Origin of the sequence: Micromonospora sp. NPDC005707, assembly GCF_040631005.1 — a bacterium.
GTDB lineage: Bacteria > Actinomycetota > Actinomycetes > Mycobacteriales > Micromonosporaceae > Micromonospora.
On the sequence record NZ_JBEXYR010000023.1, the window covers coordinates 51,602 to 70,278 of the forward strand.

Genomic DNA, 18,677 nt, shown 5'->3' on the forward strand with positions numbered 1-18,677 from the left:
CACCAGCCTCGATCGAAGGACCGATCCACCCGTGCGCGATCACGACTTCCCGGCGCCGCAGCGCCGTGGCCGCGGCAAGAGCCGCTTCGACGACGACGAACCCACCTTCCTGAAGCGGGGCCGGCACACCGAGCCGGTCCTCACCGATCCCGACGCCGAGCCGGACGCGGAGGACACCTGGTCCTCCTGGGACCAGGCCGTGCACGGGCCTGAGCCCCACCCGGAGTGGCTGGTCACCGAGCTGGCCGCGAAGGACACCGAGCTGGGGGTGCTGAAGACCGGCAAGGAGGCGGACGTCCACCTGGTCCGCCGGGCCGTGCCGGACACCGGCCGGGGCTGCCTGCTGGCGGCCAAGCGGTACCGGGATCCCCAGCACCGCCTCTTCCACCGCGACGCCGGCTACCTGGAGGGGCGCCGGGTCCGCCGCTCCCGGGAGATGCGGGCGATGGCCGGCCGGACCTCGTTCGGCCGGCAAGTGATCGCCGGGCAGTGGGCGGCGGCCGAGTTCGCCGCGCTCGCCCGGCTCTGGGAGATCGGCGCCGCCTCCGGGCGGATCGCCGTGCCCTACCCGGTGCAGCTGCTCGGCACCGAGCTGATGCTGGAGTTCGTGGGCGACGCCGAGGCGGGCGAGGCGGCGCCCCGGCTGGCCCAGCTCCGGCCCGAGGGGGCCGACCTGCGCGACCTGTGGGAGCAACTGGTCGACGCGCTGGTCGTGCTGGCCCGCGCCGGGTACGCGCACGGGGACCTGTCCCCGTACAACCTGCTGGTGCACGCCGGGCGGCTGGTCATGATCGACCTGCCGCAGGTGGTCGACGTGGTGGCCAACCCGCAGGGGGCGGAGTTCCTGGGCCGGGACGTCCGCGTGGTGGGCACCTGGTTCACCGCCCGCGGCCTGCCCGCCTCGGACACCGATCCGGAGGCGCTGACCGACGTGCTGCTACGGGAGGCGGGCCTCCGCTGAGCGGCCGCGTCCCGGGCGGGCACCGGCCCGCCCGGGACGCGCGGCGACCGGCCGCCGGCCCCGGGTCACTGGAGGTAGCGCTCGACCTCCGTGACGGGGCGCTGGCCCTGGGCGTCCGGGTCGCCGTGCGTCCGGCGCGCCGCCCGGCGGCGGCGGAGCAGGTCCCAGCACTGGTCGAGGGACTCCTCCAGGGCCCGCAGCCGCTCCTTGGCCTCGTCGTCGGTGCCGGCCTCGTGCTCCTGCGCGGCCGCGCGCAGCCGGTGCTCCTCGTCGACGAGTTCGGAGATCCGGCTCAGGATGGTCTTGTCGTCCATGCCCGAAGCTTGGCACAGGGGGCGGGCACGCGCCCGGGTTCTCCCCAGTCGGCCGGGAGGAGTTGATCGCGCCGGTGCGCCCGCCCGGCCGGCGACCGGCTCGGGGCGGTCACGGCCGGCAGGCGGGCGTCGGCGCCGGGCGGACCTGCGCCGGGAGCCGGCTGAAAACTCCACAGTGGAAGGCCGGCTGCGCCGGAAGGCTTCCGGCGTGACGCAAATCCCACCGGCTCCATTGTCGACACCGGGATTGTTGTGCAGTGAGATATTTTCCTGTCCGCCTTTTTATCCGTCGTTCAGGATGGCATGCTCGCGGGCAACGTCACGGGTCATGACGGCGTCGCGACCCTGGGTAGAACAGAGGGAGCCATTCACGTGGACGAGTCGCCGACCGCGCCCCGGCCCACCGGGCGGCCCCACCCCGTCCCCCTGCGGCAGATCCTGCCCGGCCTGCTCCGCGACCCGGCCCGCGCCCTGATCGACGTGGGCAACCGGACCGGGGGCGCGCTCGTCCGGCTGAACCTGGGATCCTTCCGCCCCTACCTGGTCACCCACCCCCGGCACGTCCAGCACGTGCTGCGCGACCGGGCGGACAACTACGAGCGGGCCGGCGACGGGCTGTTCTGGCGCCCGGTCAAGCGGCTGTTCGGCGAGGGCATCCTCGGCGAGGGGCAGATCTGGTCGGCCAGCCGCCGGATGCTCCAGCCGATGTTCACCGCCAAGCGGGTGGAGGCGCTGATCGACGGCATGGCCGACGCCATCCGGGACGCCGTCGACGAGCTGGACGAGCCGTTCCGGGCCGGGCGCCCCGTCGACATCGGCGCCGAGCAGGCCCGGATCGTCAGCCGCGCGATCATGCGGGTGCTCTTCGCCGACAAGATCTCCGTGCCGGACGCGCTGCGGGTGATCGAGGCGCAGGACGTCATCGCCACCGCGGTGATCCCCCGGATCGTGGTGCCGTTCGCCCCGCTCTCCCTGCCGATGCCGGGGGACCGCCCCTTCCGCCGCGCGGTCCGCATCGTCGACGACGTGCTCGTGCCGATCGTCCGGGAGACCCGGGCCGTGGCCGACCAGGGCGACGACATCATCTCCACGCTCTGGCAGGCCCGCACCGACGACGGGCGGCAGCTCGACGAGCGGCAGGTCCGCAACGACACCGTGGCCATGTTCGCGGCCACCACCGAGACCACCATCAACGTGCTCACCTGGGCCTGGCCCCACCTGGAGCAGCGGCCCGACGTGGCCGAGCGGCTCTACGCCGAGATCGACCGGGTCGTGGGCGACGAACCGGTACGCCGCGAGCACCTCGCCGACCTCACCTACACCCGCATGGTCCTGGACGAGCTGCTCCGGCTCTACCCGATCGGCTGGATCATCCCGCGCCGCGCGGTGGCCGACGACGTCATCGACGGCGTGCCCATCGAGGCCGGGGCGACCATGGTGGCCAGCCCGCTGATCACCCAGCGGATGCGCCAGTTCTGGGACCGGCCGGACGAGTTCGACCCGGAACGGTTCCGGCCCGAGCGCGTCCGCGCCCGGCACCGGTACGCCCACTTCCCGTTCGGCGGCGGCCCGCACCAGTGCCTCGGTATGTACCTGTTCTACCTGGAGGCGCAGCTCATCCTCGCCACGATGCTGAGCCGCTACCGCTTCCGGCTGCGCCGGCCCGGCGTACCCGGGTTGCGGCTGGCCGCGGCCCTGCGGCCGCGCGAGCGGGTCGAGCTGACCCTGCTGGCCTCCGGCCGGCGGGCGGAGCCGGCGTGACCGGCGGGGAGGTACCGGATCCGGTCGCCGCGGCGGCCGAGCAGGGGCGGATCTGCGCGCTCGCCGCGAAGGGCCAGCGCGACCTGGCGCGGTGCGCCGCCGGGCACGCCGAGCTGTTCCCCGGCCGGCCGTTCGACGCGGCGCTGTTCAGCAGCATCGCCCTCGCCATGGCGTTCAGCGCGCCGTGGTGCACCGCCGAGGAACTGGCGCTGACCAACCGGGCCGTGCTGTGGGGCTTCGCGGTCGACTGGCAGGTCGACCACCTGGCGGCCTCCCGGTCGGAGGTCGACCGGATCGTCAAGTCCTGCCTCACCGTGGTCGACGGCGCCGCACCCGACGACCCGCTGGGCCGGTTCCTCGCCGAGCTGCGCGACGACCTGGCCGCCACCCCGGCCTACGCCGAGCTGCGCGAGCCGTGGCGGGACGCGATGGCCCGCACCCTCGAGGCGATGGCCCGCGAGTGGGAGTGGAAGCAGGCCGACCACCCCACCCTCGCCGACTACCTGGCGAACGCCGACAACCTCGCCGCCACCGTGGTGAACGTGGCGCACTGGATCCACACGGGGGACGCCGGCACGCACCGGGAGCTGCCCCGGCTGATCGCGGTGAGCGACGAGGTCCAGCGGGCCCTGCGGCTGGTCAACGACCTCGGCACCCATCGGCGGGACCGGGAGTGGGGCGACCTCAACGCGCTCATGCTGGTGGACGACCCGGCGGAGATCGAGCGGCGCCTCGCGGAGCAGGTCGACCACTGCCGGCGGCTGCTGGTCGACCTGGCGCCCGCCTGCCCCCGGCAGGCCGACTTCCTGGCCCGGCAGCTCGGCTTCACCAGCGGCTTCTACCGGCTCACCGACTTCTGGGGCGCCCAGTGAGCCTCACCGCGGGTCGCGCTCCGGTCACCCACCCCGGCGACGCCCGTGCCGGGCAGGCCCGGGAGATCGTCGAGGCCATGGTGGACAACCCGGCCGGGGAGACCTCCGCGTCGGTCTACGAGACCGGCCGGCTGGTCGGCCTGGCGCCCTGGCTGCCCGGCCACGACGTCCGCGTCTCCTGGCTGCTCGACCGGCAGCGCGCCGACGGCGGGTGGGGCGGCCCCGGCGGGTACGCCCTGGTGCCCACCCTGAGCGCCACGGAGGCCCTGCTGACCGTGCTGCGCCGGGGCGAACACGGTCCCGCCGCGTCGCTGGCCGGCGCGGCGCACCGGGGCCTGGCCTTCCTGGCCGGCGCCCTCGACGCCGGCACCCCGCCCGACCTGCCCGCCACCGACCTCATCGTGCCGGCGCTGCGCGAGGCCGTCGAGGCGCACCTCGACCAACCCCCGGCCGGGCTGGCCGACTGGGCCGGGGCCCGCCTGCCGCTGCCGGCCGGTCTCGACCCGGACCGGCTGACCCGGGTACGCGGACTGCTGGCCAGCGGGCGGCCCGTCCCGGAGAAGCTGGCGCACGCCCTGGAGGTGGCCGGCGACCTGGCCCGCCGGGCCGCCGGGGTGCGGCCCGCCGAGGCGGGTGCGGTCGGCGCCTCGCCCGCCGCGACGGCCGCCTGGCTCGGCCGCCCCGATCCGGGCCCCGCCCTGGACTACCTCCGGGCGGTCGGCCGGCGCGGTCCGGTGCCCTGCGCGAGCCCGATCACCGTCTTCGAGCGCGCCTGGGTGCTCGGCATCCTGGCCCGGGCCGGCGTGCCGCTGGCCGTCGCCGGGTCGCTCGTGGCCGAACTGCGGTCGGCCGTGGGCGTGTCCGGCGCGGCCACCGGACCCGGGCTGCCCGCCGACGCCGACACCACCTCGGTGACCCTCTACGCACTTGCCCGGCTCGGCCGGCCGCTCGACGTGTCCCGGCTCGACGCGTACGACACCGGACGGCACTTCTGCACCTGGCCGGGGGAGGACGGGGCGTCGGTGACCACCAACGCGCACGTGCTCGACGCCCTCGGTCAGCACCCGGGGCACCCCGGCGTGGCGGCCACCGTGGATCGGGTCGCCGGCTGGCTGGTCGAGCGGCAGGAACCCGACGGCCGGTGGAGCGACCGGTGGCACGCCTCGGCGTACTACGCGACGTACTCCGTGCTCCTCGCGCTCGCCGACCACGCCGGCGCCACCTCGGCGCGGGCCGCCGTCGAGCGGGGCGTCGGCTGGCTGCTGGACACCCAGCGGGCGGACGGCTCGTGGGGCCGCTGGGGCGGCACGGCGGAGGAGACCGCGTACGCGGTGCTCGCGCTGGCCGGAGCCGGGCGGACGGCAGACACGCGCGTCGATGCGGCGCTCGGTCGGGGGCGGCGGCGACTGTCCGAGTGGGACGGACGCCCTGATGGGCCGGCCCTGTGGCACGACAAGGATCTCTACCGTCCGACGCTGATCGTGCGCGCCGCGGTGCTGGCCGCGTCGTGGTCCACCAGTGGAACTTCCACCGCGGCGGCACAACCATGATCAGGATCGCTTGAATGGAGTTCACGACGGCTGCTAGCGTGCGCCGGAGTCGATCGGATTTCCGACTGATCGGATACCGGGCCAGGACGGTGTGATGCGTTCCCGCAGTACGAATCTCCGTACGAAGATCATCGCCCTTCTGGCGTCCCTGATCGCACTCTGGGCCTTCGCGGCGTGGGTGACGGTCCGGGACGGCTTCAACCTGCTCGGCGTGCAGGCGCTCAACGCGCGGGTCTTCGAGCCCGCCGACCCGCTGCTGCTCCAGCTCCAGAACGAGCGGCGGCTGTCGCTGCTGTACCTCGGACAGTCCGACCCGGACCAGCTCCAGGAACTCGCCGCCCAGCGGGAACGCACCGACGACAGCGCCGCCGCGCTGTGGCGCTCCGCGCAGGACTGGCGCACCGAGATCCCCGCCAGCGACGAGCTGGAGCAGCGGATCACCGACCTGAAGACCCAGGTCGAGCAGCTCGGCGCGGTCCGCGCCGAGGTGGGCCGCAAGACCATCGACCGCACCGAGACGCTGGCCGCGTACAACGAGGCGGTCGACGCCATCTTCGGTGTCTTCGACGCGCTCGGCGGCCTGGACGACGACGAGATCGCCCGGGACACCGCCGCGCTCATCGACCTGAACCGCACCCGGGAGCTGCTGTCCCAGCAGGACGCGCTGCTCACCGGCGCGGTGGCGGCCAACCGGATGACCGTGACGGAGCAGGCCGCCTTCGCCCGGCTGGTCGGCGCCCAGTGGTTCCTCTCCGACCGGACCGCCCGCGACCTCGCCCCGACCGACCGGGCCCGCTATCAGCAGATGACCGAGGGTGAGGCGTTCCGCCAGCTGCGCGCCCTCCAGGACCGGGTGCTCGCCGCCAAGGGCAGCGACGTGCGCCCGCCGGTCACCGCCACGGCCTGGCAGGCCGCCGTCAGCCGGTCGATGGAGGACCTGCGCGGCGTGATCCTCGCCGGCGGCGACGACATCGTGGCCCGGGCCACCCCGGTCGCCGTGGGCGTCATCCTCCGGCTGGTGCTCGCCGCCGGCCTCGGCCTCATCGCGGTCATCGCGTCCATCGTCGTCTCCATCACCACGGCCCGGGCGCTGGTCCAACAGCTCGAACGGCTGCGCGAGGCCGCGTTCCGGCTGGCGAACGAGCGGCTGCCCAGCGTGGTGGAGCGGCTGGGCCACGGCGAGGAGGTCGACGTCGCCCGCGAGGCGCCACCGCTGCAGACCGGTGACGACGAGATCGGGCAGGTCGGCAAGGCGTTCAACGCCGTGCAGGAGACCGCCATCCGCACGGCCGTCGAGCAGGCCGACCTGCGCCGCAACGTCCGCGAGGTCTTCCTCAGCCTGGCCCGGCGCACCCAGGCGCTGGTGCACCGCCAGCTCACCCTCCTCGACGCCATGGAACGCCGGGAGCACGACGCCGAGGAACTGGAGGACCTGTTCCGCGTCGACCACCTGGCCACCCGGATGCGCCGCAACGCGGAGAACCTCATCGTCCTCTCCGGCTCGACGCCGGGCCGGGCGTGGCGGCGCAACGTGCCGATGGTCGACGTGGTGCGCGGCGCGGTCGCCGAGGTCGAGGACTACACCCGGGTGACCGTGCGGCCCCTCGGCCCCGTGTCGCTGACCGGCCGGGCCGTCGGCGACGTCATCCACCTGCTCGCCGAGCTGATCGAGAACGGCCTCTCCTTCTCGCCGCCACACACCACCGTCGAGGTGCGCGGCATGATGGTGTCCAACGGCTTCGCCATCGAGATCGAGGACCGCGGCCTCGGCATGGGCGCGGAGGAGCTGGCCGCCGCGAACCGGCGCATCGTGGATAGGTCCGAGCTGAACCTCGCCAACGCGGCCCGACTCGGCCTCTTCGTGGTCAGCCGGCTCACCGAGCGGCACGGCGTGAAGGTGCAGCTCAAGGAATCCGCGTACGGCGGGACGACCGCCGTGGTGCTGATCCCGCTCGAACTTGTCACGCACGACGGGCCGGACCCGAGCACCTCCGGCGGCTTCCCGGCCGGCGCGGGGCAACCCGCCCTCGCGGCGCCCGCCTCCGCTCTGGCGGAGAGCGCGGCGGCGCAGCCCACCGGGGACCGGCCGGCCACCACCGTGGCGCTGGCCGAGAGCGCGGATCCGGCGGAGTCGGTCGAGGACGGCACGGAACCACCCGCCCCGGCGCGCGAGGACGACCCGGGGGAGCCGCGGCTCACCCCGTCCGGCCTGCCGGCGCGTACCCGGAAACGGCAGCCCTCGCTCGCCGAGCCCACCATGGCGCTGACCCCCGTGGACGCCCGGCCCGCCGACGCCGGCTCCGCCGACGCGGCGGCGGACAGCGCGGCGGTGGACGCTGCGGCGGCGGCGGACGGCGCGGCGGCGGCCCGCACCGACGGCGGGCTGCCCGTCCGGGTCCGGCAGGCCAACCTGGCGCCGGAGCTGCGGCACGACCAGTCCGCCGCGGACGACGGCGGCGACGACGACGACACGGTGCGCCCACCGGAGCAGGTGCGCCGGATGATGAGCTCCTACCAGAGCGGCACCCGACGCGGCCGGACCGACGCGGCCCGGCTGCTCGGCGGGGCGCACGAAGCCGGCGCGCCGGACACCGGCGACGGTCAGGCGACCTAGGGACCGCCGATCCGGCGATCCCGGACGAGCACGGCACACCAGCCGGGGGAGAAGAGGACGACGAGTGGCGCAGAAGACGGCTTCGAGCGCGGACCTGACGTGGTTGCTGGACGACCTGGTCGGCCGGGTCAAGCAGGCGGAACACGCCGTGGCACTCTCCACCGACGGACTGCTGATGGCCTCGTCCCGCGGATTGAGCCGGGACGACGGTGAGCACCTGGCGGCGATGGCGGCAGGCATCCAGAGCCTGGCCCGGGGCGCGGGAAAGCGGTTCGGCGGTGGTCAGGTGCAGCAGACCATCATCGAGATGCAGTCGTCGTTCCTGTTCGTCACCGCGGCCGGCCGCAACGCGTGCCTGGCCGTGCTGGCGTCCGAGGACGCCGACGTGGGCCTGATCGCGTACGAGATGGCCATGCTGGTCACCCGGGTCGGCCGGTTCGTCGCCTCACCGACACGGGAACAGCCCTTCGGCGAGAACCCGGCGCGATGACCGGCCCGGGGGAGCCCGCGGAGCACGAGTGGGTGGACGACCACGCGGGTCCGGTGGTGCGCCCGTACGCGGTGACGGGCGGCCGGGCCCGCCCGGTGACCGGCACGTTCGACCTGATCTCCCTGGTCACGGCGACCCGGGCGGAGGTGGCGTCGGAATCCGGGCTCGGTCCGGAACACGTGGCGATCGTCGGTCTCTGCCAGCGGATCCAGTCCGTGGCCGAGATCGCCGCCCACCTCGACCTGCCGGTGGGCACCGTCCGGGTCCTCCTGGGTGACCTGGCGGCCCGCAGCCTGGTGCAGGTCCGTGAGCCGCGGGCGACCCCCGCCGGCCTTCCCGACGACAGTGTTTTCGAGGCGGTTATCAATGGACTACGGGCGCTCTGAGCGGCCGGCGGGAGCGGCGCCGCTGCCCACCGCGATCAAGATCCTGATCGCCGGCGGTTTCGGCGTCGGCAAGACCACTGTGGTCGGCACGGTCAGCGAGACAAAACCGCTGCGGACGGAAGAGGTGCTGACCGAGACCGGGATCGGCATCGACGACCTGTCCGGTGTGGAGGAGAAGACCACCACCACCGTGGCGATGGACTTCGGCCGGATCACCCTCAGCGACGACCTGGTGCTCTACCTGTTCGGCACCCCCGGGCAGGACCGGTTCTGGTTTGTCTGGGACGAGCTGGCGCTGGGCGCGATCGGGGCGGTGGTGCTCGCCGACACCCGGCGGCTGGCCGACTGCTTCCCGTCGATCGACTACTTCGAGGGGCGCGGCACGCCGTTCGTGGTGGCGGTGAACTGCTTCGAGGGCGCCAAGCAGTACCGGCTCGACGAGGTGCAGGGCGCACTCGACCTGGACCCGGACGTGCCCGTGGTGCTCTGCGACGCGCGGGAGCGGGAGTCGGTCAAGGAGGTGCTGATCACCCTGCTGGAGTACGCCATGAAGCTGCGCGAGGAGCGCCGCCGCGCCGCCGCCGGCGACTGACTCCGGCGGCGGGCGCTGCCATGATGGGGCGATGTCCACCGAATCCCGGCACCTGAGCGTGCGCATCGACCGCCCGGTCGCCGAGGTCTACGCGTTCGCCTCCGACCCCGCCAACCTGCCCCGCTGGGCGCCCGGCCTGGGCGGCTCGGTGGTGCGCGAGGGCGGCCACTGGTACGTCGAGACGCCGGCGGGCCGGGCGCAGCTCACCTTCGCCCCGCGCAACGAGTACGGCGTGCTCGACCACGAGGTGGTGACGCCCTCCGGCGAGACGGTGTACGTGCCGCTGCGGGCCATCGCGGACGGCGACGGCTGCGAGGTGGTCTTCACGCTGCGCCGCTCGCCGGGCATGACCGACGCGGAGTTCGAGCGGGACGCCGGGCTCGTCAGCGCTGACCTCGCCCGGCTCAAGAGAGTGCTGGAAACCGCGTAAGACCTTGCGAACAGGTACCCGGACAGGAGGAGCCGTGGTGGTGCCGTCAACGGCGTTCCTGGGGGACCGTCTGCGCCGGGCCGGGATGCGGGATGTCGTCACGGTGGAGCCGGCGACGGGTGGGCTCGCGGCGCTCGCGGGCATCGCCACCCGACAGGACGCGCCGCCGGTGTTCGTCAAGGCCTTCACCCACGCGCCGGACGACGACGTCTTCCTCGCCGAGGCCGAAGGGCTGGCCGCCCTGCGCGAGCTCGGCGGCGTGGCGACACCCGAGGTGATCCTGGCGGACCGGGAACTCATCGTGTTGTCGGTGCTGCGGCCCCGGCCGCGCAGCGAGGCCTTCTGGGAGCGGTTCGCGCACGCGCTCGCCCACCTGCACACGACCACGACCCATCCCCGCTTCGGCTGGCACCGCGACAACTGGCTGGGCCGCCGCCGGCAGGTCAATGCCTGGGAGGACGACGGCTTCGCCTTCTTCGCGCAGCACCGGCTGCTGCGGTGGCTCGGGGAGCCCCGCGTGGAGGCGGCACTCGACGCCGGGGACCGGGCGGCGCTGGAGCGGTTGTGCCATCGGCTGCCCGACCTGCTGCCGGACCGGCCGGCCTGCCTGACGCACGGCGACCTGTGGGCGCAGAACGTCCTGGCCACCCCGGACGGGCTGCCCGCGCTGATCGACCCGGCCGTGTCCTACCTGTGGGCCGAGGTCGACCTCGCACACGTGTGGTCCACGTCGCCCCCGCCCGAGGCGCACCGGTTCTTCGAGGTCTACGCGGAGCTGACCGCCCTCGACAGCGACTGGCGGGCCCGCATGCCGATCGTCCAGCTGCGGCAACACCTCGCCGTGCTGGCCCAGTTCGACGACGACTGGGGCGCGGCCGACCAGATCCGCGCCACCCTCGCCCCGTTCCGGGCACGCACCTGACCGGTGGCCCGTCAGGCGGCGAAGTCGACGCCGGCGAGGGCGATTGCGCGGTAGGCGGCGAGGCGTTCGGCTTGGTCGACGATGCTGTCGCGCGTCGTGGCGGACAGGGTCCGCCACGGCTGGACGGCGACCTTCAGCGTCTTGCCGGCCTTGCGGGGACGCCAGGTGCCGACCAGTCGACCGTCGACCAGGACGGCGCCGGGGCGGCCCAGCACCGGCCACAGCTCCTTGGCGTGGGCCGCATCCGGCACCAGGGTCGCGCGGTCCTTGGCCTGGAGGAAGAGGTCGAACGGGCCCAGCAGGCGGGTGGCCGTGGTGTCGGCCGATTCCAGCGCCGGTTCGTCGGCGGCCAGGAGCGAGCGGGCCTCCCCGTCGACCAGCACCTCGATCACATCCTCGGGCCAGCGTGCCTTGACCTCCTTGACCGGGGCGTCGAGGTAGTCGGCCACGTGTCTGGGCGTGGCCGGGCCGAGCAGACGAAGATACGCGCGGATGAGGTCAGACCTGTCGCCCGCGGTGGCAGCCTTCCTGAACCCCGCGATGCGGTGCAGGACCGGCGGCGAGGTGTCGAGCCGCAACTCCAGCCCGGCCCGCACGGCGGCCAGCCGGAACGGCATCTCATACAGGTGGGTGGCGTCGCACGGCCGGCAGAACCGCAGATAGGGCTCCGGCATCACCTCGGCCAGGCGGCGGGAGGCGTCCCCCTTGACCGTCGGCCCGGTGACGATGGCGCGCAGCTGCGCGGCCACCTCGTCGAGGGCCGCCAGGTTGCCGATGCCGGCCGCCTTCAACGGCCTGGCGGCGTCGTAGATGCGCTTGCCCGCGTCGGCGTCGGAGAACGGCTCGACCGCGGCCGCCACCTTCCCCACGTCGGCACGGCGGTAGAGGTGGGGCGCACCTCGTACGGTCCACAGCAGGATCAGATCCTCCGCCGACAACGCGGCCACGTCGACACCGCGGACGGCCAACGCCCACCGGCCGCCGTCCGTGCCGGTGTCCTGCACCCCGATATCCAGCACGGCGGTGTCGTCGAGCGTGCCCTCGGCCCGGTCGAGCTGCTGGGCCCGCACGCGGAAGCTCAGCACCTGGCGTTGATCAACCACCCCTGTACGCTACCCAGCGATCCCGACAAACGTCCCGCAGCAGCAGCCCATCCGTGCGGCGTCCGGGCGCTGCCCCGGCCGGGTCATACCCGTTCAGTGGACCCGGGCGGCTCCGCGGCACACAGTGGCGGGCGAGGAACCGCCAATTGGCGAACGGCCATGACTGCGACGACGAGCGAGACGGCGTACAGCACGAACAGAACCGCCACGAAGATCCAGGCCGACGGTCCCCACATGGCCACCATCACGACACACGCGACGGCGGTCACCGTGTTCACCGCGACGTAGAACCGGGCCAGCCACTGCCCCAGCCGGTATGCCCAGGCGCGGTCGCGGCGCAGTCCCACGCAGGCGACGCCCGTCGCGATGGCGAACAGGAACGACCCGACGGCGTCGCCAAGCCAGAATGCCGTGGCGGCGGTGTGTCCCGCTGTTTCGAGAACCAGCAGGTCGACGGACCCGAGGAGCGGCCCGACGCTGAAGAGCGTGAGCAGCCACAGGATGCCCCGAAGGAGCACCGATCCGACCAGGCCGATCAGCAACCAGGTGCCGGCCCACGCGCTTTTGAACACGTTCAGATTCTGCCCGATCCTCGCCCGGCCCGTCAGGCGCCGATCAGCCAGGATCGCGTCCGGATCGCGCTGTGCGCGTGGTCCTCACGGGAGACAGACCGAAGGCGCCCGGCGCGTCGCCGAGGGCCGTCAGAGGGGGTACGGGGTCAGCCGCGCTTGGTCATCGCCACGAAGCGCGTCCAGGCGGCCGGGTCGAAGGTGAGCACCGGGCCGGTCGGGTCCTTGGAGTCCCGCACACCGACGACGCCCACGAGATTGTCCGCGACCTCCACGCAGTCGCCACCGTTGCCGCCGCTCTTCGTGCTCTTGCGCCACCGGGCACCGATCAGGTCCATGCTGCTGCCGCTTCTCTCAGGAGGTCCAGAGATCGCCCGCGGGGAAGAGCCTCGCCCCGGATGCGTTCCCACCGGCGCTCCAGCGTAGCAATTTCGGATATCTGCTCGATGATCTGCGCGCGCGCCTGACTGTCGACGTGCGCGACCCGCGTCCCATCCCGGAGCTCCGCGAGGGTGAAGGGTCCGTCGAGCCCCGGATACGTCGGTGTGTCCCGCGGCACGACGTGAAGTTGGACGCTGGGTAGCTCGGCGCAGGCGAGGAGATGAGCAAGTTGCGCGGCCATGAGTTCTCGGTCGCCGGCGGCGGGGCGGCGCAGCACCTGCTCGTCGACCACCGCGACGAACAGGGGCCCCCGTTCCCGGGACAGGACCGCCTGCCGATCCAGCCGCGCCGCCACCAGATCGGCGACCTCGTTCGGCGTGAGTGGCTGACCGATGAACGTCGCGCGGGCGTAGGCCTCGGTCTGGAGCAGCCCCGGCACCCACGCGAGTTGGAACGCGCGCAGTGCTACCGCCTCACGCTCGATGTCGACCCAGGGCCGGAACCACACGGGCTCGCGGCGCTTCACCACGTCTGGCCACAGTGCATCGACAGGCCGGCCGAGCAGCTTTGCGACGGTGGCCCGGTGCCGGCTCTGCGGAATGTGCCCCGGGTTTGCCCACCGGGCGACTGTCTTCGGATGCACGCCGAGGTGGCCCGCCAGGCTCTCGGCCGTGTGGCCCGCCTCGGCCAGCGCGGCAACAAAGGCGTGATTCATCCATGGTCCTCCCCGGACAAAACAACCGTCCGAAGGAGATTAGACAACGCTGTGTGATTGTCCGGCAACCCTCGGAAAGCTGCTGTGCAGACGACACCGAGGGGGGATGGCGATGCCCGAGGACAAGCCGAAGCCGGTTCCGAAGCCGAAGAGCGATCCGCCGCCGGCCCGGCCGATCGTGCCCGGCCCGATCGGGCCGCTCGTTCCTCCGTACCGTGGCCCGGGCCGGGTGACCAACGGCGTCCCCGAAACGCGCTGGCGGACCCGGGGCGGCCTGGCCGTCGCGCACACCGCCGCCGGCCCGTCCTGGCGGTGCGACGCCTGCGGTCGGGACTGGCCCTGCCCGGCGCTGCGCGCGATCCCGACGGACGCCGCCCGGCGCGCGACCCTGATCCCCGAGTTCTCCCGGATCACCCGGCGCGCGATCCGCGACCTTCGCGGTCGCCCCGGCGGCCCTGACCCGGTCGCCATCGTCCGCCGTTTCCTCTGGTTCCTGCCCCTCACCGACGAGGAGGCGCGCGCCGTCGCGCTGAGGCTGCGGTGAGCGGCGTTCGAGATCTTGGACAGTTTCCGTTCGAGAGGAACGGGGAGTCTCCAAGATCTGACGGGGGAGCCACGCCATCCGCGAGTCGGCCCACGTCGTGCGTCAGGAGCGAGCACCGGGGCGGGAAACGCCGAAGGGCCGCTCCCCGCGAGCGCGGGAAGCGGCCCTTCTCAGCGTGACGACGTCAGCTGGCGATCATGCGACGCAGCACGTACTGCAGGATGCCGCCGTGCCGGTAGTAGTCGGCCTCACCGGGGGTGTCGATGCGGACCACGGCGTCGAACTCCACGCCGGTGTCCGTGGTGACCTTCACGGTGCGCGGGGTGTCGCCGTCGTTGAGCGCGGTGACGCCGCTGATCGAGAAGGTCTCCGTGCCGGTCAGGCCCAGCGACTCGGCGGTGGTGTCGACCGGGAACTGCAGCGGCAGGACGCCCATGCCGATGAGGTTCGAGCGGTGGATCCGCTCGTACGACTCGGCGATGACGGCCTTGACCCCGAGCAGCATGGTGCCCTTGGCCGCCCAGTCGCGGGACGAGCCGGAGCCGTACTCCTTGCCGGCCAGGATGACCAGCGGGACGCCCGCCTCCTGGTAGGCCATCGAGGCGTCGTAGATCGAGGTCTGCTCGCCGGTCAGGTGGTTGACCGTGAAGCCGCCCTCGACACCCGGCACGAGCTGGTTGCGCAGCCGGATGTTGGCGAAGGTGCCCCGGATCATCACCTCGTGGTTGCCGCGGCGGGAGCCGTACGAGTTGAACTCGTGCCGCGCCACACCGTGCTCGGCGAGGTACTTGCCGGCCGGGGAGTCCGCCTTGATCGAGCCGGCGGGGGAGATGTGGTCGGTGGTCACCGAGTCGCCCAGCTTGGCCAGCACCCGGGCGGCGCTGATGTCCTGCACCGGCTGCGGGTCCCGCTCCATGCCCTCGAAGTACGGGGGCTTGCGCACGTAGGTCGACTCGCCCGCCCAGGCGAAGGTGTCGCCGGTCGGGGTCGGCAGCGACTGCCAGCGCTCGTCACCGGCGAACACGTCCGCGTACGCGGAGCTGAAGCCGGTGGCGCCGATCGCCGAGGCGATGACGTCCTGGATCTCGGCGCTGTTCGGCCAGATCTCCCGCAGGAACACCGGGTTGCCCTGCGCGTCCTCGCCGATCGGCTCGTTCGCCAGGTCGATGTCCATGGTGCCGGCGAGCGCGTACGCGACCACCAGCGGCGGGGACGCCAGGTAGTTCATCTTGACGTCCGGGTTGATCCGGCCCTCGAAGTTCCGGTTGCCGGACAGCACCGAGACGACGGCCAGGTCGCCGTCGTTCACCGCGGCGGAGACCTCTTCCGGCAGCGGGCCGGAGTTGCCGATGCAGGTGGTGCAGCCGTAGCCGACCAGGTTGAAGCCGAGCTTCTCCAGGTAGGGCGTGAGGCCGGCGCGGTCGTAGTAGTCCATGACGACCTTGGAGCCCGGTGCCAGGGTGGTCTTCACCCACGGCTTGCGGGCCAGGCCCTTCTCCACGGCGTTCCGGGCCAGCAGCGCGGCGCCGATCATGACCTGCGGGTTCGAGGTGTTGGTGCAGGAGGTGATGGCGGCGATCACCACGGCGCCGTGGTCCAGCTCGTACTCGACGCCGTCCGCGCCGGTCACCCGGACCGGGTTGGTGGCGCGCCCACCGGCGCCGACCGCCGCGGTCTCCAGGTCCCGCGGGGCGTCGGCCGGGTCGTTGATCCCGTTGGCGGGGGAGTCGCTGGCCGGGAAGGACTCGGCGCTGGCCTCGTCGGCCGGGCCGTCGGTGCCGAACGGCTTCTCCAGCTGCGGCACGCCCGGCTTGCGGCCCGGGTCGCCCCCGGTCTCGTCGGCGGCCACGTAGTCGGCGAGCGCCGAGCGGAACAGCGTCTTGGCGGAGCCCAGCGGCACCCGGTCCTGCGGGCGCTTCGGGCCGGCCAGGGACGGCTCGATGGTGCCGAGGTCCAGCTCCAGCCGCTCGGAGTACTCCGGCTCGCGCTCCGGGTCGTGCCAGAGGCCCTGCTCCTTGGCGTACGCCTCGACCAGCGCGACCTGCTGCGGGTCGCGACCGGTCAGCTCCAGGTAGCGGACGGTCTCGGCGTCGATCGGGAAGATCGCGACGGTGGAGCCGTACTCCGGGGACATGTTGCCGATGGTGGCCCGGTTGGCCAGCGGCACCGCGCTCACGCCCGGGCCGTAGAACTCGACGAACTTGCCGACCACGCCGTGCTTGCGGAGCATCTCGGTGATGGTGAGCACCAGGTCGGTGGCGGTGGTGCCGGCCGGCATCTCGCCGGAGAGCTTGAAGCCGACGACCCGCGGGATCAGCATGCTGACCGGCTGGCCGAGCATCGCGGCCTCGGCCTCGATGCCGCCGACGCCCCAACCCAGCACGCCCAGGCCGTTGACCATGGTGGTGTGCGAGTCGGTGCCCACGACGGTGTCCGGGTACGCCTGGCCGTTGCGCTCCATGACCGTGCGGGCCAGGTACTCGATGTTCACCTGGTGCACGATGCCGGTGCCCGGCGGGACGACCTTGAACTCGTTGAAGGCGGTCTGGCCCCAGCGCAGGAACTGGTAGCGCTCCTTGTTGCGCTCGTACTCCAGCTCGACGTTGCGCTCGAAGGCGTCCTCGCGACCGAACAGGTCGGCGATGACCGAGTGGTCGATGACCAGCTCGGCGGGGGCGAGCGGGTTCACCTTGGTGGCGTCGCCGCCCAGGTCGCGCACGGCCTCGCGCATGGTGGCCAGGTCGACGACGCAGGGCACGCCGGTGAAGTCCTGCATCAGCACCCGGGCCGGGGTGAACTGGATCTCCACGCTCGGGTCGGCGGTGGGGTCCCACGCGCCGAGCTGCTGGATGTGGTCGGCGGTGATGTTCGCGCCGTCCTCGGTCCGCAGCAGGTTCTCCAGCAGGATCTTCAAGCTGTAGGGCAGCCGGTCGTGGCCCTCCACCTTGTCGATCCTGAAAATCTCGTAGCTCGCGTCTCCGACGCGTAGCTGGGTCTTCGCACCGAAGGTGTCGAGGCTCGCCACGTCGTACTCCTTCACACCAGCGACCGTGAGTAGTCCTGAGCAGTTTGTCGCACCGGCCGGGGTGCCGCCGTGCTTAGGCGACACTTACCTGCGTCGGTCTCAACAAAACCGTACGTCCGTCTTGCTATTCGCGCAACCTCGTGCCAGGGTTCGGGACGAGGAGGTGCCACCATGATCCATCACGTCCTGCTCGCCTGCCCACGCGGCTCCGAGGAAACCTCCCGGTCGTTCTACACCGGCCTGCTCGGCCTCGTCGAGAAGCCCAAACCGCCGGCCCTCGCCGCCCGCGGTGGTTGCTGGTTCACCGGGTACGGCGTGGAGCTGCACCTGGGCGTCGAGGACGACTTCCGTCCCGCCCGCAAGGCGCACCCGGCCCTGCTCCGCCCCGACCTGGACCGGCTCGCCGCCCGGCTCGACGCCGCCGGCCACCCCGTGACCTGGGGCGACGAGGAGATTCCCGGCATGCGGCGGTTCCACACGTACGACCCGCACGGCAACCGGCTGGAGTTCCTCGCACCCGCCGGCTGAGTTCGCGCGGGTAGGGTTCGGGGGTGGTCGACGTCCAGCACTGGCTCTCCGCGCTGCCCCCGGGCGTGCTCTACCTGATCGTCGCCGGGGTGATCGGCGTGGAGAGCATGGGCATCCCGCTGCCCGGCGAGATCGTGCTGGTCAGTTCCGCGCTGCTCGCCGCCGCCGGGGTGGTCGAGCCGGAGTGGGTGGCCACCGCCGCCGCGGCCGGCGCCATCGTGGGCGACTCGATCGGGTACGCCGTGGGCCGCCGCGGCGGGCGGCCGCTGCTCGCACGGCTGGGCCGGCGCTTCCCGAAACACCTCGGCCCGGCGCAGCTCGCCCGCGCCGAGCAGAGCTTCGCCCGGCACGGTGTCTGGGCGGTCTTCTTCGGGCGGTTCGTCGCCCTGCTCCGCATCCTCGCCGGCCCTCTCGCTGGGGCACTGCACGTGCCCTACCGGCGGTTCCTGGTGGCCAACGCGGCCGGCGGCCTGGTCTGGGCGTTCGGCACCACGTACCTGCTCTTCTCCGTGGGCCGCGCGGCCGAGCACTGGCTCAAGGACATCTCCTGGGCTGGCCTGGTCCTCGCGGTGCTCGCCGGCCTGGCCAGCACCTGGTGGCTGCGCCGCCGCGCCCGGCACCTGGAGCAGGTCGAGGTGCCCGACGAGGCCGACGAGCCGGTGCACGCGGGCGACCGCTGACGAGACGCGCAGAAAGGGCCCGACCCCTGGTGGGGTCGGGCCCTTTCTGGTTGGTGCTGGTGGATCAGGAGGCCGAGTAGCCGCGGGTGGCGATCCAGTCGGCGAGGTTGTCCACGCTCATGCGGTAGGAGGCCATGTTCGGGTCGGCCGAGTCCGCGATGGTCACGGTCTTCCCGCCGTCGCGGTAACCCACGACGCTGATGTAGTGGCCACCCTCGAAGGAGTGGGTGTTGCCGTCGA

General features: G+C 73.0%; 19 protein-coding genes and 1 pseudogene. 13 read left to right on the top strand and 7 right to left on the bottom strand.

The window, feature by feature from the left end:
• Window positions 1-31: 31 nt before the first annotated feature.
• Window positions 32-961 carry an RIO1 family regulatory kinase/ATPase gene (locus ABZ452_RS30420; protein WP_357950227.1) on the top strand — a complete coding sequence of 310 codons (930 nt, stop codon included), beginning with the start codon at window positions 32-34 and terminating at the stop codon, window positions 959-961.
• A gap of 65 nt (window positions 962-1,026) precedes the next feature.
• Here the strand turns inward: ABZ452_RS30420 and ABZ452_RS30425 are convergent, their stop codons facing one another.
• Window positions 1,027-1,275, bottom strand: a complete 249-nt coding sequence (locus ABZ452_RS30425) for a DUF2630 family protein (protein WP_151463982.1) — start codon at window positions 1,273-1,275, stop codon at window positions 1,027-1,029.
• A gap of 372 nt (window positions 1,276-1,647) precedes the next feature.
• Here ABZ452_RS30425 and ABZ452_RS30430 point away from each other — a divergent pair, with 372 nt between their 5' ends.
• The 9 genes from ABZ452_RS30430 to ABZ452_RS30470 all read left to right on the top strand — a co-directional run bounded on the left by ABZ452_RS30430 (window position 1,648) and on the right by ABZ452_RS30470 (window position 10,892).
• The gene (locus tag ABZ452_RS30430; RefSeq protein ID WP_357950231.1) at window positions 1,648-3,036 is read left to right on the top strand and encodes a cytochrome P450; all 1,389 of its coding nucleotides are present in this window, start codon (window positions 1,648-1,650) and stop codon (window positions 3,034-3,036) included.
• Window positions 3,033-3,908 carry a terpene synthase family protein gene (locus tag ABZ452_RS30435; protein ID WP_357950234.1) on the top strand — a complete coding sequence of 292 codons (876 nt, stop codon included), beginning with the start codon at window positions 3,033-3,035 and terminating at the stop codon, window positions 3,906-3,908. The genes ABZ452_RS30430 and ABZ452_RS30435 overlap by 4 nt, the downstream gene beginning before the upstream one ends.
• Window positions 3,905-5,458 (top strand): prenyltransferase/squalene oxidase repeat-containing protein, encoded by a 1,554-nt coding sequence (locus ABZ452_RS30440; protein WP_357950237.1) that lies wholly within the window; start codon window positions 3,905-3,907, stop codon window positions 5,456-5,458. The genes ABZ452_RS30435 and ABZ452_RS30440 overlap by 4 nt, the downstream gene beginning before the upstream one ends.
• A gap of 94 nt (window positions 5,459-5,552) precedes the next feature.
• A complete protein-coding gene (locus ABZ452_RS30445) occupies window positions 5,553-8,072 on the top strand; it encodes a nitrate- and nitrite sensing domain-containing protein (protein WP_357950240.1) in 2,520 nt (839 codons plus the stop codon).
• A gap of 64 nt (window positions 8,073-8,136) precedes the next feature.
• Window positions 8,137-8,562 (top strand): roadblock/LC7 domain-containing protein, encoded by a 426-nt coding sequence (locus ABZ452_RS30450; RefSeq protein ID WP_357950242.1) that lies wholly within the window; start codon window positions 8,137-8,139, stop codon window positions 8,560-8,562.
• Complete coding sequence (locus ABZ452_RS30455; RefSeq protein WP_357950244.1) at window positions 8,559-8,948, top strand: DUF742 domain-containing protein; 390 nt, start codon at window positions 8,559-8,561, stop codon at window positions 8,946-8,948. The genes ABZ452_RS30450 and ABZ452_RS30455 overlap by 4 nt, the downstream gene beginning before the upstream one ends.
• A complete protein-coding gene (locus tag ABZ452_RS30460; RefSeq protein WP_357950248.1) occupies window positions 8,929-9,540 on the top strand; it encodes an ATP/GTP-binding protein in 612 nt (203 codons plus the stop codon). The genes ABZ452_RS30455 and ABZ452_RS30460 overlap by 20 nt, the downstream gene beginning before the upstream one ends.
• Before the next feature lie 31 nt (window positions 9,541-9,571).
• A complete protein-coding gene (locus ABZ452_RS30465; RefSeq protein ID WP_357950250.1) occupies window positions 9,572-9,970 on the top strand; it encodes an SRPBCC family protein in 399 nt (132 codons plus the stop codon).
• Window positions 9,971-10,007: 37 nt separating this feature from the next.
• A complete protein-coding gene (locus ABZ452_RS30470; RefSeq protein ID WP_357950252.1) occupies window positions 10,008-10,892 on the top strand; it encodes a fructosamine kinase family protein in 885 nt (294 codons plus the stop codon).
• Between the two features lie 11 nt (window positions 10,893-10,903).
• Here ABZ452_RS30470 and ABZ452_RS30475 read toward each other — a convergent pair whose 3' ends face one another.
• The 4 genes from ABZ452_RS30475 to ABZ452_RS30490 all read right to left on the bottom strand — a co-directional run bounded on the left by ABZ452_RS30475 (window position 10,904) and on the right by ABZ452_RS30490 (window position 13,660).
• Window positions 10,904-11,995, bottom strand: a complete 1,092-nt coding sequence (locus tag ABZ452_RS30475) for a winged helix DNA-binding domain-containing protein (protein ID WP_357950255.1) — start codon at window positions 11,993-11,995, stop codon at window positions 10,904-10,906.
• A gap of 83 nt (window positions 11,996-12,078) precedes the next feature.
• On the bottom strand, window positions 12,079-12,567 hold the full coding sequence (locus ABZ452_RS30480; RefSeq protein WP_357950258.1) for a hypothetical protein: 489 nt from the start codon (window positions 12,565-12,567) through the stop codon (window positions 12,079-12,081).
• Window positions 12,568-12,713: 146 nt separating this feature from the next.
• A complete protein-coding gene (locus ABZ452_RS30485) occupies window positions 12,714-12,902 on the bottom strand; it encodes a DUF397 domain-containing protein (protein ID WP_357950261.1) in 189 nt (62 codons plus the stop codon).
• Entirely contained in the window at window positions 12,893-13,660 is a 768-nt protein-coding gene (locus tag ABZ452_RS30490; protein WP_357950264.1) for a DUF5753 domain-containing protein, read from the bottom strand. Before ABZ452_RS30490 ends, ABZ452_RS30485 begins: the two co-directional genes overlap by 10 nt.
• 106 nt (window positions 13,661-13,766) lie before the next feature.
• On the opposite strand from ABZ452_RS30490, the gene ABZ452_RS30495 reads away from it, so the two are divergent.
• Window positions 13,767-14,204: a hypothetical protein gene (locus tag ABZ452_RS30495; protein WP_357950266.1), complete on the top strand. Its 438-nt coding sequence runs from the start codon at window positions 13,767-13,769 to the stop codon at window positions 14,202-14,204.
• 184 nt (window positions 14,205-14,388) lie between these two features.
• Here the strand turns inward: ABZ452_RS30495 and ABZ452_RS30500 are convergent, their stop codons facing one another.
• On the bottom strand, window positions 14,389-17,244 hold the full coding sequence (locus ABZ452_RS30500; RefSeq protein ID WP_357950269.1) for an aconitate hydratase: 2,856 nt from the start codon (window positions 17,242-17,244) through the stop codon (window positions 14,389-14,391).
• A 156-nt stretch (window positions 17,245-17,400) separates the two neighbouring features.
• Between ABZ452_RS30500 and ABZ452_RS30505 the strand changes: the two genes are divergently transcribed.
• Both ABZ452_RS30505 and ABZ452_RS30510 read left to right on the top strand, forming a co-directional pair.
• Window positions 17,401-17,757, top strand: coding sequence for a VOC family protein (locus ABZ452_RS30505; RefSeq protein WP_357950272.1), 357 nt, complete (start codon window positions 17,401-17,403; stop codon window positions 17,755-17,757).
• Window positions 17,758-17,780: 23 nt separating this feature from the next.
• A complete protein-coding gene (locus ABZ452_RS30510; protein ID WP_357950275.1) occupies window positions 17,781-18,437 on the top strand; it encodes a DedA family protein in 657 nt (218 codons plus the stop codon).
• A 64-nt stretch (window positions 18,438-18,501) separates the two neighbouring features.
• Here the strand turns inward: ABZ452_RS30510 and ABZ452_RS30515 are convergent.
• A pseudogene (locus ABZ452_RS30515) lies at window positions 18,502-18,677 on the bottom strand (phytochelatin synthase); the annotation flags it as partial.

Excerpts from the sequence above, each read along its gene's own strand:
- ABZ452_RS30425 (WP_151463982.1), bottom strand. The coding sequence starts at position 1,275 with ATGGACGACAAGACCATCCTGAGCCGGATCTCCGAACTCGTCGACGAG.
- ABZ452_RS30445 (WP_357950240.1), top strand. The coding sequence starts at position 5,553 with ATGCGTTCCCGCAGTACGAATCTCCGTACGAAGATCATCGCCCTTCTG.
- ABZ452_RS30455 (WP_357950244.1), top strand. The coding sequence starts at position 8,559 with ATGACCGGCCCGGGGGAGCCCGCGGAGCACGAGTGGGTGGACGACCAC.
- ABZ452_RS30460 (WP_357950248.1), top strand. The coding sequence starts at position 8,929 with ATGGACTACGGGCGCTCTGAGCGGCCGGCGGGAGCGGCGCCGCTGCCC.
- ABZ452_RS30465 (WP_357950250.1), top strand. The coding sequence starts at position 9,572 with ATGTCCACCGAATCCCGGCACCTGAGCGTGCGCATCGACCGCCCGGTC.
- ABZ452_RS30485 (WP_357950261.1), bottom strand. The coding sequence starts at position 12,902 with ATGGACCTGATCGGTGCCCGGTGGCGCAAGAGCACGAAGAGCGGCGGC.
- ABZ452_RS30490 (WP_357950264.1), bottom strand. The coding sequence starts at position 13,660 with ATGAATCACGCCTTTGTTGCCGCGCTGGCCGAGGCGGGCCACACGGCC.
- ABZ452_RS30495 (WP_357950266.1), top strand. The coding sequence starts at position 13,767 with ATGGCGATGCCCGAGGACAAGCCGAAGCCGGTTCCGAAGCCGAAGAGC.
- ABZ452_RS30505 (WP_357950272.1), top strand. The coding sequence starts at position 17,401 with ATGATCCATCACGTCCTGCTCGCCTGCCCACGCGGCTCCGAGGAAACC.